Source organism: Spiribacter sp. SSL99 (assembly GCF_009805925.1).
GTDB lineage: Bacteria > Pseudomonadota > Gammaproteobacteria > Nitrococcales > Nitrococcaceae > Spiribacter > Spiribacter roseus.
This window is the reverse complement of the sequence record NZ_MAOM01000011.1, coordinates 22,188-35,392: the sequence shown is the minus strand read 5'-3', so window position 1 is coordinate 35,392 and position 13,205 is coordinate 22,188. Positions and strand designations below refer to the sequence as shown.

Genomic DNA, 13,205 nt, shown 5'->3' with positions numbered 1-13,205 from the left:
GCGTTCAGTCGAGCGCCCGCCGGGCGTTGCGGAACAGCCGCATCCAGGCGCCATCCTCACCCCAGGGCGCCGGACACCACGAATGCTGGATCGAGCGGAACACCCGCTCAGGATGCGGCATCATGATCGTCACCCGGCCATCGGCATTGCACAGCCCGGTGATCCCGTCCGGCGAGCCGTTGGGATTGGCGGGATAGCGCACGGCCGGTCCGCCCCGGGCATCCACATAGCGCAGCCCCACCAGACCCGCCGCCGCGGCAGCACCCCCGGCGTTGTCGAACACCGCCCGGCCCTCGCCATGGGCCACCACGATAGGCAGGGTCGAGCCGGCCATGTCGCCCAGCATGAGTGAGGGGGACGGCAACACCTCGACCTGCGCGAGGCGCGCCTCGTACTGGCGCGAGCGATTGCCGCGAAAATCCGGCCACTGCGCCGTGCCGGGGATGATCCCGCGCAATGCCGAGAGCATCTGGCAGCCGTTGCACACCCCCAGCGCCAGGGTGTCGGGGCGCGCGAAAAAGCCGGCAAAGGCATCCCGCAGCCGCTCGTTATAGAGGATCGTGCGCGCCCAGCCCTGGCCGGCACCCAGCACATCGCCGTAGGAGAAACCGCCACAGGCCACCAGTGCCTGGCAGTCGGCGAGCCGCTCGGGGTCGGCCATCAGATCGGTGGTGTGCAGATCGACCGGTTCAAAGCCGGCGCGCTCGAAGGCCGCCGCCATTTCGATGTGGCTGTTCACCCCCTGTTCGCGGAGCACCGCCACGCGCGGCGCGGCGCCGCGCTGCACCGCCGGGGCCACCGCCTCGGCCGGATCAAAGCTTAGCTGCGCGCGCAGCCCCGGATCATCGCGCTCGGCGATGGCCGCATGGGCCTCGTCGGCGCAGTCCGGGTCATCGCGCAGCGCCTGCAGATGGTGGCTGGTCTCGTGCCAGACCTGTTCAAGATCAGCCAGCGATTCGTCCAGCACCACCGCGCCATGATGGCGGATCAGCAGATGCCCGCCGGCGGCCGGGCGGCCGATGCGATGCACCCGCGCGCCCAGCCCCGCCGCCTCGAACGCCGCCTCCACCGCCGGGCGGTCGGCATCGAGCACCTGCAGCACCACGCCCGGTTCCTCGGCAAACACGGCGGCCATGGGGTCATCCCCCAGCATCGAGACATCCACCGCCAGGCCGGTGCGTGCGGCGAAGCCCATCTCGGCCAGCGTCACCAGCAGGCCGCCGTCCGAGACGTCATGCAGTGCCTGCAGCCGCCCGGCGCCCATCAGATCCTGGACGGTGTCGAAGCCGGCCGCGAGGGCATCCGGGTCATCCAGGTCGGCGGGTTGATCGCCGATCTGGCCGTAAACCTGCGCCAGCGCCGAGCCACCCAGCCGACGGCCGCCACCCAGATCCAGCAGATACAGGTGGCTGCCAGGATCGGTGGCGAGCTGCGGGGTCAGCGCCTGACGCGCATCCGCCACCGGCGCAAACGCCGACACCACCAGGGTGAGCGGCGAGGTCACCGACCGTTCGCCGCCCTCAGCGGGCCAGACGGTCTTCATGGACAACGAATCCTTGCCCACCGGAATGGCGATGCCGAGCTGCGGGCAGAGCTCGCGGCCCACCGCCGCCACGGTGTCGTAGAGGCGGGCCGCCTCGCCCGGGTGATCACAGGCCGCCATCCAGTTCGCCGACAGGTTGACCGCGCGCAGCCGCCCGACGCCGGCGCCCATCAGGTTGGTCAGCGCCTCGGCGATGGCCATCCGGCCCGACGCCGGCGCGTCCAGCAGCGCCACGGGGCTGCGCTCGCCCATCGCCATGGCCTCGCCGCGATAGCCCTGATAATCCCCCAGCGTCAGGCCGTAATCGGCCACCGGCACCTGCCAGGGCCCCACCATCTGATCGCGTGCGGTCAGTCCGGTCACGCTGCGATCGGCGATGGTGATCAGGAATTCCTTACTCGCCACCGTGGGCAGGCGCAGCACGCGGTGGGCGGCCTCGCGGATGCTCACCCCGTCCAGCTGCAACGCCCGGCGCACCGGGGCGCGGCGTTCCACCACGCGGCGCATCTTGGGCGGTTTGCCCAGCAGCAGATCCATGGGGATATCCACCGGGGTACTGTCAAACTCGGCGTCCCCCAGCACCAGCTGGCGCTCGTCGGTGGCCTCGCCCACCTGGGCGAACGGGGCCCGCTCGCGCTCGCAGATGGCCTGAAAGGTCTCGAGACGCGCGGCATCCAGCGCCAGCACATAGCGCTCCTGGGCCTCGTTGCACCAGATCTCCAGCGGCGACAGCCCGGCCTCGGCGCAGGGGATGGTGCGCAGCTCGAGCCGCCCGCCGCGGTCGGAGTCGTCCATCAACTCGGGCAGCGCGTTGGACAGGCCCCCGGCGCCGACGTCGTGCACGGCGATGATCGGGTTGGCTTCACCCAGCCGCCAGCAGGCATCGATCACCTCCTGGCAGCGCCGCTCCATTTCGGGGTTGCTGCGCTGCACCGAGGCAAAATCCAGTGCCTCGGCGCTCTCGCCGCTCGCCACCGACGACGCCGCGCCGCCCCCCAAGCCGATCAGCATGGCCGGGCCGCCCAGCACCACCAGCGGCGATCCCTCGGGGGCGATGCCCTTGTCCACCTGCTCGGGGGCGATGGCCCCCATGCCGCCGGCGATCATCACCGGCTTGTGATAGCCCCGGACCTCGTCGCCGTCCGGCCCGGGCTGGGCCTGCTCGTAGCTGCGGAAGTAGCCACACAGCTGCGGGCGGCCGAACTCGTTGCCGTAGCGCGCCGCACCGATGGGCCCGTCCAGCATGATTTCAAGCGCCGAGGCCAGACGCGCCGGCCGCCCATGGTCCACCTCCCAGGGCTGTTCCGCCCCCGGAATGCGCAGATTGGACACCGAAAACCCCGCCAGACCCGCCTTGGTGCGGGCGCCCCGGCCGGTGGCCGCCTCGTCGCGGATTTCGCCGCCCACCCCGGTGGCGGCGCCGGCGAACGGCGAGATGGCGGTGGGATGATTATGGGTCTCGACCTTCATGACCAGATGCGCCGGGGCGTGGTGATGCCGGTAATGGCCATCCGGCCCCGGGTAGAAGCGATCCACCGGCGCGCTTTCGATCACCGCGGCGTTGTCGCTGTAGGCCGACAGCACTCCCTCGGGGCGCATGGCGTGGGTGTGGCGGATCATCGCGAACAGCGATGCGTCCATGGCCACCCCGTCGATCACCCAGTCGGCATTGAAAATCTTGTGCCGGCAATGCTCGGAATTGGCCTGGGCGAACATCATCAGCTCGACGTCGGTGGGATTGCGCCCCAGGGCCTGATAGTTCTCGAGCAGGTAGTCACGCTCATCGGCGGACAGGGCCAGGCCCAGATCGCGGTCGGCGGCGGCCAGGGCGTCGGCGCCGCCGCCGCGCACATCGATCCACTCGAGCGCCCGGGCGGGATGGGTCGCGAACAGGCCCTCGGCGTCATCCAGGGTGGTCAGCACCGACTCGGTCATGCGGTCGTGCAGGGCGGCCTGCAGGGCGGGCCGGCGCCGCAGGTCCAGCGCCGAGCCGGCGGCATCGACGGCGCGATAGGCGAGGCCCCGCTCGAGCCGCACCACCGCATTCAGTCCGCAGTGCTCGGCGATATCGCCGGCCTTGCTCGCCCATGGCGAGAGGGTGCCCAGGCGCGGCACCACCAGCAGTTCCACCGGTTCGGCGCCCGCCTCGATCGGCTCGGCATCCAGCAGGGTGGCCAGCCGCTCGGCCTCGGCCGCGGTCAGGGCCCGTTCGGTGTCAACGAAATAGACCGCCAGCGCGTAGAGCTCGCGTATCACCGGCTCGGCGGCACGGGCCCGCTGGCACTGACGGGCATCGGTCACCGACGCCCAACCGGCTTGACTGACCAGGATCTGCATCAGGCTCAGGGCTTGAGCTGTTCGGCCAGCACGGCCAGGACCTGTCGGGCCGCGCCCGGGGCGGCCGGATTGCCGCTGTCGTCCTGCACCGTCACGCGGGCCCCCGTGCCGCGCTCGGTGACCACCACTTCATACGGCTGCAGCGAGCCTTCGGGCTTTTCACGCCAGAACGCCAGCGAGTCCAGCAGGCCCGCGTCGCCATCATTCTCCACTTCCGAGGCCACGGAGCCGTCGTAGCGGATGCGGTGGGTATGCCGGTCGCGATCGGAGCCCAGCAGCTCAAAACCCACCCGATCGATGGCACGACCGGTCACCGCCCAGGCCGCGTTCAACGGCAGGCCCAGATCCAGCACCGGCTGACCGTCCAGCGTTCGCACCGCACTGCGCTCAGGCGTCGCCGCCTCCCGGCCGTCGGCATCGGCCCGGGCATCCGCATCGGCCGACCCGTCACCGGCGGCCGGTCGCGCGTCGGCCAGCACGTCCGGAGGCTGACGCAGGGCCTCGGCGCGGCGTTCCGCCTCGTCCGGGGGGCCACTCATCAATCCGCAGCCGGTCAGCGCCAGCGCCAGCAGTCCCGCCATGATCCGCCTCATCGGGCATCCGCCAGTTTCAGGGCCTGGCGCACCGTCTCGTGATACGGCGCGGACAGCGGTGTCATCGGCAGTCGCATGCCGTCCTCGATGAGCCCCATTTCGTGCAGCGCCCATTTGACCGGGATGGGATTGGTCTCAAGGAAAAGCGCGTTATGCAACGCCGCCAGCCGCGCGTCCAGCGCCTCGGCCCGCGGCTGATCGCCGGCCAGCGCCGCCGCGCACATCTGATGCATCAGCGCCGGGGCGACATTCGCGGTCACCGACACGCAGCCCCGGGCGCCGGCATTCATCAGCGCCAGGTTGCGGGCATCCTCGCCGCAGTACAGGTCAATGCGATCGCCACAGCGCTCGATCACCTCCTCGGCACGCTCAAGGCTGCCGGAGGCCTCCTTGATGGCGACGATGTTGGGGATGTCGGCGAGCCGGTCGACGGTCTCGGGCAGCAGATCGACCCCGGTGCGGCCCGGCACGTTGTAGAGGATCTGCGGGATCGGCACCCGGTCGGCGATGTGCCGGAAGTGCTGATAGAGCCCTTCCTGGGTGGGCTTGTTGTAGTAGGGGGTGACCAGCAGCGCGGCCGCGCAGCCCACCTCGAGGGCGCGGCGCGCCAGCGCTTCGGCCTCCCAGGTGCTGTTGGCGCCGCAGCCACCCATCACCGTGATCCGGCCGCGGGCGATCTCCACCGTGCGGCGCATGACATGATGATGCTCATCATGATCGAGGGTGGCCGACTCGCCGGTGGTGCCCACCGCGACGATGGCATCGGTGCCCCGATCGATATGAAACTCCACCAACCGCTCGAGGCCTGCCTCGTCCAGGGCCCCGTCAGTGTGCATGGGGGTTGCCATCGCAACCATGCTGCCCTGGAACATCGCCAAAATCCCCGCCGCTGCCACAATGCGAGGATGTTAGCCGCGCACTCCCGGACTGACAAGCCGCCGGGCGGCACTGACGTGGTACACTGCGGCGCTTCGATCACGGGGCTTCAAGCGGGCAGTATCGGGCAGCGGCATGCACAAAAACTACCTCGTCGTTTCCGCCCTGGGCGAAGACCGCCCCGGGCTGGTGGAGGCCGTCTCGGCCCTCATCCGCGATACCGGCTGCAGCATCGGCGACAGCCGCATGAGCGTGCTCGGCGGCGACTTCGCGATGATCCTGACGGTGGAAGGCCGCTGGAACGAGCTGGCCAAGCTCGAGTCATCGCTGCCCGCCGCCGGCCGCCGGCTGGACCTGGATGTGCAGGTGCGTCGCACCCGCCCACCCCAGCCCACCGCCAATGTCATGCCCTACAGCGTCGAGGTGGTCTGCGTGGATCATGCCGGCATCGTCCATCAGCTCGGGCATTTCTTCGCCAGTCGCGAGATCAATGTCCGCGACCTGACCACGACCACCTATGCCGCGGCCCATACCCGAACGCCCATGTTCCAGCTGCAGATGACCATCGACGTCGCCGCCTCGCTGCATATCGCGCGGCTGCGTGAGGAGTTTATGGACTTCTGCGACCAGCTCAACCTCGACGCCATCATCGAACCCCTGAGGCACTGACGCCATGACCGAGATCCTGCTCAATCAACCGGTTGCCGATTTCGAACGGCCCACCGACCGTGGTGACACCTGGCGGCTCGCCGACCAGCGCGGCGGCTGGGTGGTGCTGTACTTCTTCCCCAAGGCGAGCACGCCGGGCTGCACGGTGGAAAGCGAGGCCTTCCGCGACCTCGACCCGCGCTTCAACGCCCTCAACGCGCAGGTGGCCGGCATCTCCCGGGACGGCCCGCGGGCGCTCGCCAACTTCCGGGCCAAGTACGACTTCCCGTTCGTGCTGCTCAGCGACAAGGATGAAACCGTCTGCAACCAGTTCGGCGTCATGCGCGACAAAATGATGTTCGGAAAGCCCGCCCGCGGGATCGAGCGCAGCACCTTTCTGATCGACCCCGAGGGCGTGCTGCGCGAGGAATGGCGCAAGGTGAGCGTCGAGGGTCACGCCGAGGCGGTCCTCGAGGCCCTGCGCGCCCACAGCGGCGGCTAGGCACACCGGCATATGCATCAAGCCTGCCTGCTCGACACCTCCGTGCTGCTCCACGACCCGGCGGCGCTGTTCCGTTTCGAGTCGCGCGATATCTATCTGCCGCTCGCGGTGCTGCACGGCCTGGATGCCGCGCGCCATGGCAATAGTGAGGAGGCGCGCAACGCCCTGCAGGCGGCCCGTTTCCTCGACGAGCGGCTCGCGGGTGTCGCCCCCCGGTCGCTGGCCGACGGGCTGCCACTGGGCGAGGGGCTGGGGCGGCTTTACTTTCTAACCGACACCGAGGCCGGCCAGGCCCCGCCGGTGCTCGCCGCCGCGCAGACCCTGGCACGCACCCACCCCGACATGCAGCTCACGGTGGTGGCCCGCGACATCAACCTGCGCATCCAGGCCAGTGTGCTGGGGCTCGAGGCCAGTGACCATGAGAGCGAGGCGCGCCTCGACGACCCGGACCTGCTGCCCGACGGCATGCACACCCTGCCGCCCGGCACCCCGGCCGCCACCGAGCCCCCCGCGACGGCCACGGCCAATGAGTTCCTGCTTGGCGACGAGCAGGCCTGGCGCCTTGTGCCCGGCGCCAGCGGCGCGCTCGAGCCAACGCCGGTGGTCGACTACCGGCCAGGGGGCGAGTCAGTGTGGGGCATTCATGCCCGCAATCGCCAGCAGGCACTGGCCCTCGACCTGCTGCTCGACCCCGAAGTCGATCTGGTGACGCTGCTGGGGCCGGCGGGCACCGGCAAGACCCTGCTCACCCTGGCGGCGGGCCTGACCCAGACCCTGGAAACCGACCGCTACGATGAAATCCTCATGACCCGCGCGACGGTGGCCATTGGTGAAGAGATCGGCTATCTGCCCGGCACCGAGGAAGAGAAGATGTCACCGTGGATGGGGGCGCTGATGGACAACCTCGAGGTGCTGAGCGCGCCGTCCCGGGGGGCCGGTGGCGGCAATCGCTGGGGCCAGGCCGCCACCCAGGACCTGCTCCATAGCCGTATCCGCATCCGCTCACTCAATTTCATGCGCGGGCGCACCCTGCTCAACCGGTTCATGGTGCTCGATGAGGCGCAGAACCTGACCCCGCAGCAGATGCGCACGCTGATCACCCGGGCCGGGCCCGGCACCAAGATCGTCTGCCTCGGCAACATCGGCCAGATCGACACGCCCTGGCTGACCCCCACCACCTCGGGACTGACCTATCTCGTGCGGCGCTTTCGGGACTGGCCTCACGGCAGTCATCTGACCCTGACCCGCGGCGAGCGCTCGCGCCTCGCCGCCTACGCCAGCGACGTGCTCTAGCCGGCGGCGTCCGCCTCGCCCGCCCCGTCTTCGCCGTCCTCATCCTCGATGCTGACCCGCGGCCAGGCATTGATTACCGCCTGGATGAGATTGGCCAGCGGAATCGCGAAGAACACCCCCCAGAACCCCCAGATGCCACCAAAGATCAGGATGGCGATGATGATGGCCACCGGATGCAGGTTGACCGCCTCGGAGAACAGCAGCGGCACCAGCACATTGGCATCGATGGCCTGGATGATGGCGTAGGCGATGAGCACCCACATGAACTCGCTGCTCGCCCCGAACTGGAAATAGGCGACGATGGCGATGGGCAGGGTCACGACGATGGCACCCACATAGGGGATGATCACCGACAGCCCCACCATCAGCGCCAGCAGCATGGCGAAGTCGAGCCCCAGGGCGAGAAAGGTCAGGTAGCTGCCCACCCAGACGATCGCCACCTCAACGAACTTGCCACGCACATAGTTGCCGATCTGCAGATCCACCTCGTGCCACACCGAGGCCACCAGGCCGTAATGGCGCGGCAAAAAGCGCACCGTCCAGCCCAGGATCCGCGACTTGTCCCACAGGAAAAAGAAGATCAGCACCGGCAGCAGCACCGCGTAGACCATGATCGTGACCACCATCACCACCGAGGCCAGCGACAGCGACGAGGCCAGGCTGCGGGCGTAGCCAATGGCCTCGCGGCGGATGGTATCCAGCAGCGCCGCGACCTGGTCGGCCGAAAAGTAGGCGGGATAGCGCTCGGGCAGCTGCAGCAGGGCCTGCTGACCCTGCTCGAGCATGGCCGGGAGGTTTTCCACCAGCTGAATGACCTGGTTGACGATGGTCGGCAGCAGCGCCAGCAGCCCCGCCACCAGACACAGCAGAAAGAGCAGATAGACGATCAGCACGGCCGGCCCGCGCGGGACGTGATAGCGGGTCAGGGTGCGGACGATGCCCTCAAGCAGATAGGCCAGCACGATCGAGGCGAACACCGGCACCAGCATGCTGCCCAGAAACGTCACCACGGCGACGCCGATCAGCAGTATCACGGTCAGTCCCACCACCTGCGGATTGCTCAGGTGGCGGTTGAGCCATTGGCGGATGGGGTACATGGGCGTCGACAAGGCAACCTCCTGCAGCCGGGTTATACTGTCCCACAAACGGCGCGACGGTGGAACGTGCCGGTCAGGGCATCGGTCCATGGAGACATGATGAGAGACACACTGGCGGTGGGCATTCGGGTAACGCTGGGCGCGCTCGCGCTGGCGGCGGCGGTGGCGCTGGCGGGACCGGCGGCGAAGGCGCAGGCCGACAACCTCGACCTGTCGCTGCCCGATCTCGGCAACCCGTCCAGCCAGGCGCTGCCGGCGGGTGAAGCGGCGCGGATCGGCCAGGAGATGATGCGCGAGATCCGCCGGGAGGTGGACGGGCTGGACGACCCCGCGGTCAATGCCTACATCCGTGATCTGGGGGCGCGCATCACCACCGCCACCGACACCCCGGCGGCCGACTACCGGTTTTTCGTCATCAACGACCCGCGCATCAACGCCTTTGCCATGCCGGGCGGATTCATCGGCGTGCATACCGGCCTGATCAGCGCCGCGCGCAATGAAAGCGAACTGGGATCGGTGATCGCCCATGAGCTGGCCCATGTCACCCAGCGCCACATCGCCCGGCGCATCGCCGCGGCCGAGCAAACCAGTCTGCGCACGGCCGCCATGGTGCTCGCCGGGCTGGTGATCGGCTCGCAGAATCCGCAGGCGGGCGCGGCGGCGGTCACCACCGGAATGGCATCGGGCATCGACAGCCAGCTGGCCTACTCCCGCGATCACGAACGCGAGGCGGATCGCACCGGCATGCGCATCCTGACCCGGGCCAACCTCGAGCCCATGGGCATGGCCGACTTCTTTGAAGTGCTGCAGGCCGACAATCGCTATCGAAGCCGCGCACCGGCGTTTCTGAGCACCCATCCGCTGACCCGGGCCCGGATCGCCGAAGTGCGCTCGATGGCCCGTGATCTGCAGCCCGACTCGGTGTTCGAGAGCCCGGATTTTGGCTACATCCGCGCCCGGGTCGAGGTAGCCACCGCGGATCAGCCGGACGCGGCCCTTGAGGCCTTCCGCGCCCGCATCGAATCGGGGGATGACAGCCACCCCCAGCGCTATGGCCGGGCCGTGGCACTGATTGCCGACGGCCAGCCGGCGGCCGCCACCCGGCGGCTCGAGGCGCTGCTCGATGACGCCGGCGCCCATGACCTGCTGTACCTGGCGCTGGCCGAGGCCGCCCTCGAAGCCGATCGGACCGACGCCGCGCTGGGGCGCATCGATGACGGGCTGAGCCTGTTCCCGGACAGCGTCGGCCTGCGGGTGACCCGCATCGAGGCGCTGCTGCAGGCGGATCGGGCCCAGGACGCGCTGGCCGCCACCCGCCGCCTGACCCATGACCAGCCCGATGCCCCGGGGATCTGGGCGCTGCATGCCCGCGCCGCCAGCGCCGCCTCGGACCCCGATGAATCGGCACTGGCGATGGCCCACCACTATGCCGTGCAGGGTGATCTGCGCGCCGGGCTCTCGCAGCTGCGGCGGGTCAGCGACATCAGCGCCACCGCCGGGCAACGATCCCGCGCCGATGCGCTGCGCAGCCGCTGGGAGGCACAGCTCGACAGCGCCGGCTGAGCACCCCACGGGGCGCAGTGTTAGCATGCTCCCATCCAATCGGAGGGGGTCATGGTCAGCGACGGATCAAAGCGGCAGGACGGCACCGATCAGGGTGACTGGGCGGCGTGGCTGGGGGCGTTTTCCCCGCAGTCGGATCCGCTGGGCGTGCAGGCGCTGCTGATTCGCAGTGCCGACGCGCTGGGGCAGGCCCGTACACCGGCCGACGCGCTCCGCGCCCTCGGCGATGCCATTGCCGCCGAGCGCGAATACCGGCAGCGGCAGGGCGATCAGCTCGATACGCTGCTCGAGCAGTGGTCCACCACCCTGCAGGCCATCGCCCCGGCATTCCCCGACCATCGGCCCACGGACACCCCCAGTCTGGGCCCCTATCCCCGCCGTCAGGACCAGCTGCGGGCGCTGGGCGAACAGATCGATACCTATCAGGCGGCACTGGCCGATCATCTGGACGGCGTCACCGACCTGGCCGAGGCCTGTCTGAACGACCTGCGCGCCGAGCTCAACGCCGCCGACGCCCCGCCGCCGGACCCTGGCGCGCTGGCCGAGCGCTGGGCCGCCATTGCCGAGCCCCGCTACGAGGCCTGGCTTGCCCGGCCCGATACCGAGCGGCGCATCGCCGCACTGGTCAACGCCTGGAGCGCGCTCCAGACCACCCTGCGGGCCCTTGCCGACGATCTCCTCGAAGGCCTCGGCCTGCCCTCGGCCCGCGGCATGGACGACCTGGCGGCCGAGCTGCAGCGCCAGCGCCGCCGCCAGCGCCGCGAGACCGCGGCACTGCGGGCCGAGATCGCGGCGCTGCGGGCGCAGCTGCACGGCGACGGTGAATCGGCCCGCTAGCGCCGGGGCAGCGACCGCCATGGCCGAGACCGATCCCATCACCCCCAGCGCGGTCGTCACCGAGACGGACAACGCCACGCTGCACCGCTATGGCACGCCCGACGATCCGCCCCTGCTGATCATCTACTCGCTGGTCAACCGCCCGGCGATCCTTGATCTGAGCCCCGAGCGATCGGTGATCGCCCGGCTGCTCGCCGGCGGCTTCTGCGTGTACCTGCTGGCCTGGTACCCGCCCGGCGCGGCGCGGCGCTATCTGGGGCTGGCCGACTATGTGCTCGGTGACATCACCGATGCCGTCGACTGGGTGGCCGATCGGCACGCCATGCGCCCGCATCTGCTGGGTGTGTGCCAGGGCGGGGTGCTGGCGCTCTGCCAGACGGCGCTGCGCCCGCGGCAGATCCGCAGCCTGACCACCCTGGCCACGCCCATTGCCACCGACAGCGCCGATGACGCGCTGGCGCGGCTGGCGCGGGGCATCGACTTTGATGCTCTGGTCACGGCCACCGGCAATGTCACCGGCGAAGGGCTGGCCACGGTGTTCGCCAGCCTCAAGCCATTCGCCCTGGGCCCACGGCGCTACAACGGCCTGGCGGCCCTGGCGGATGCCGATGCGGCGGCACGCGATGCGTTCCTGCGCATGGAGCGCTGGATGTACGACGGGCCGGATCTGGCCGGCCAGGCGTTCGCCGAGTTCGCCCGCGAGATCTATCAGAACAACGCGCTGATCCGCGATACGCTCACCCTCGACGGCCAGCCGGTGCGCCTGGCGGCCATCGACACGCCGGTGTTCAACGCCTGGGCCGAGGATGACCATCTGGTCCCACCGGCCACCGCCCGCGCGCTTGCCGCGCACCTCGGTGGCGACTGCGCCGAGCACGGCCTGCCCGGGGGGCACCTCGGGCTTTTCATCGGGGGACGCGCGCACAAGCAGCTCTACCCCGCCCTACTCGACTGGCTGAGGAGCCACTGACCATGACCCGTGTAACCGTTCTGGGCCTTTTCTGCGCCGATCTGATCACCCGCACGACCCGTCTGCCGGTCTGGGGCGAAACCCTGCATGGCCGGGGCTTTCGCCTGATGGCCGGCGGCAAGGGCTCGAACCAGGCCGTCGCCGCCGCTCAGCAGGGCGCGGCGGTCACGTTCATCTCGCGTCTGGGGGATGACGCCTTCGCCCCCATCGCCCGCACCCTCTACGAATCCGTCGGCATCGACACGAACCATGTCGGCACCGATGCCGAGCTCAACACCGGCACGGCCACCATCCTGGTGGATGATGACCGGGGCGATAACGCCATCGTCATCGACCCGGGTGCGTGCGCGCATCTGACCACCGGGCATGTCAGCGCGGCCGAATCGGCGATCGCCGCCTCGGCCGTGTTCGTCTGCCAGCTCGAACTGCCCCTGGCGGTCAGCGAGCACGGGATCCGTCTGGCGCAGCGCCAAGGCGTGCCGGTCATCCTCAACCCGGCGCCGGCCTGCGCACTGCCGGCGGCGATCTACTCGGCCATCGACTACCTCACGCCCAACGAATCGGAGGCCGCCGAACTCGTGGGCCATCCGGTTGAAACCGATGCCCAGGTCGCCCGCGCCGCCGCCACCCTGCGGCAATGGGGCACGCGCAACGTGCTCATCACGCTGGGCGAGCGCGGCGTGTATATCGACAGTGATGCCTTTCAGGGGATGATTCCGGCGATCAATGCCGGGCCAGTGGTGGACACCATCGGCGCCGGCGATGCCTTTAACGGCGCCCTTGCCGCCGCACTGGCGGAGGGCCGCGATCTGCCCGCCGCCGCGCGCCGGGCCTGTGCCACCGCGGGCCTGTCGGTGACCCGGGCCGGCGCCGCCGCGGCACTGCCGGACCGGGCCGCCGTGGACGCCCAGCTCGCCGGTGCGGCCGAATGAAGCGATCGCAGTCG

General features: G+C 69.9%; 11 protein-coding genes. 7 read left to right on the top strand and 4 right to left on the bottom strand.

Going from position 1 to position 13,205, the window contains the following annotated elements:
• Positions 1-4: 4 nt before the first annotated feature.
• The 3 genes from purL to dapA are packed head-to-tail and all read right to left on the bottom strand — an operon-like array spanning position 5 to position 5,345.
• The gene (gene purL / locus BA899_RS01995; RefSeq protein WP_159299574.1) at positions 5-3,880 is read right to left on the bottom strand and encodes a phosphoribosylformylglycinamidine synthase; all 3,876 of its coding nucleotides are present in this window, start codon (positions 3,878-3,880) and stop codon (positions 5-7) included.
• Positions 3,881-3,885: 5 nt separating this feature from the next.
• Complete coding sequence (bamC, locus tag BA899_RS01990; RefSeq protein WP_148121683.1) at positions 3,886-4,461, bottom strand: outer membrane protein assembly factor BamC; 576 nt, start codon at positions 4,459-4,461, stop codon at positions 3,886-3,888.
• A gap of 8 nt (positions 4,462-4,469) precedes the next feature.
• Positions 4,470-5,345, bottom strand: a complete 876-nt coding sequence (dapA, locus tag BA899_RS01985; RefSeq protein ID WP_148121682.1) for a 4-hydroxy-tetrahydrodipicolinate synthase — start codon at positions 5,343-5,345, stop codon at positions 4,470-4,472.
• A 139-nt stretch (positions 5,346-5,484) separates the two neighbouring features.
• Between dapA and BA899_RS01980 the strand changes: the two genes are divergently transcribed.
• From BA899_RS01980 to BA899_RS01970, 3 genes are read left to right on the top strand one after another with little or no spacing between them, the layout of a single operon-like run.
• A complete protein-coding gene (locus BA899_RS01980; RefSeq protein ID WP_148121681.1) occupies positions 5,485-6,018 on the top strand; it encodes a glycine cleavage system protein R in 534 nt (177 codons plus the stop codon).
• A 4-nt stretch (positions 6,019-6,022) separates the two neighbouring features.
• A complete protein-coding gene (locus tag BA899_RS01975; RefSeq protein WP_159299573.1) occupies positions 6,023-6,499 on the top strand; it encodes a peroxiredoxin in 477 nt (158 codons plus the stop codon).
• 12 nt (positions 6,500-6,511) lie between these two features.
• Positions 6,512-7,792: a PhoH family protein gene (locus BA899_RS01970; RefSeq protein ID WP_159299572.1), complete on the top strand. Its 1,281-nt coding sequence runs from the start codon at positions 6,512-6,514 to the stop codon at positions 7,790-7,792.
• On the opposite strand, the gene BA899_RS01965 is transcribed toward BA899_RS01970, so the two are convergent.
• Positions 7,789-8,889: an AI-2E family transporter gene (locus BA899_RS01965; protein ID WP_144347921.1), complete on the bottom strand. Its 1,101-nt coding sequence runs from the start codon at positions 8,887-8,889 to the stop codon at positions 7,789-7,791. The genes BA899_RS01970 and BA899_RS01965 overlap by 4 nt on opposite strands.
• A gap of 96 nt (positions 8,890-8,985) precedes the next feature.
• Between BA899_RS01965 and BA899_RS01960 the strand changes: the two genes are divergently transcribed.
• The 4 genes from BA899_RS01960 to rbsK are packed head-to-tail and all read left to right on the top strand — an operon-like array spanning position 8,986 to position 13,191.
• Entirely contained in the window at positions 8,986-10,452 is a 1,467-nt protein-coding gene (locus tag BA899_RS01960) for a M48 family metalloprotease (protein WP_148121679.1), read from the top strand.
• Between the two features lie 51 nt (positions 10,453-10,503).
• Positions 10,504-11,289, top strand: coding sequence for a poly(R)-hydroxyalkanoic acid synthase subunit PhaE (locus BA899_RS01955; RefSeq protein WP_148121678.1), 786 nt, complete (start codon positions 10,504-10,506; stop codon positions 11,287-11,289).
• 19 nt (positions 11,290-11,308) lie between these two features.
• Entirely contained in the window at positions 11,309-12,259 is a 951-nt protein-coding gene (locus tag BA899_RS01950) for an alpha/beta fold hydrolase (protein ID WP_159299571.1), read from the top strand.
• A gap of 2 nt (positions 12,260-12,261) precedes the next feature.
• The gene (gene rbsK, locus BA899_RS01945) at positions 12,262-13,191 is read left to right on the top strand and encodes a ribokinase (protein ID WP_159299570.1); all 930 of its coding nucleotides are present in this window, start codon (positions 12,262-12,264) and stop codon (positions 13,189-13,191) included.
• The last annotated feature ends 14 nt before the right edge of the window (positions 13,192-13,205 follow it).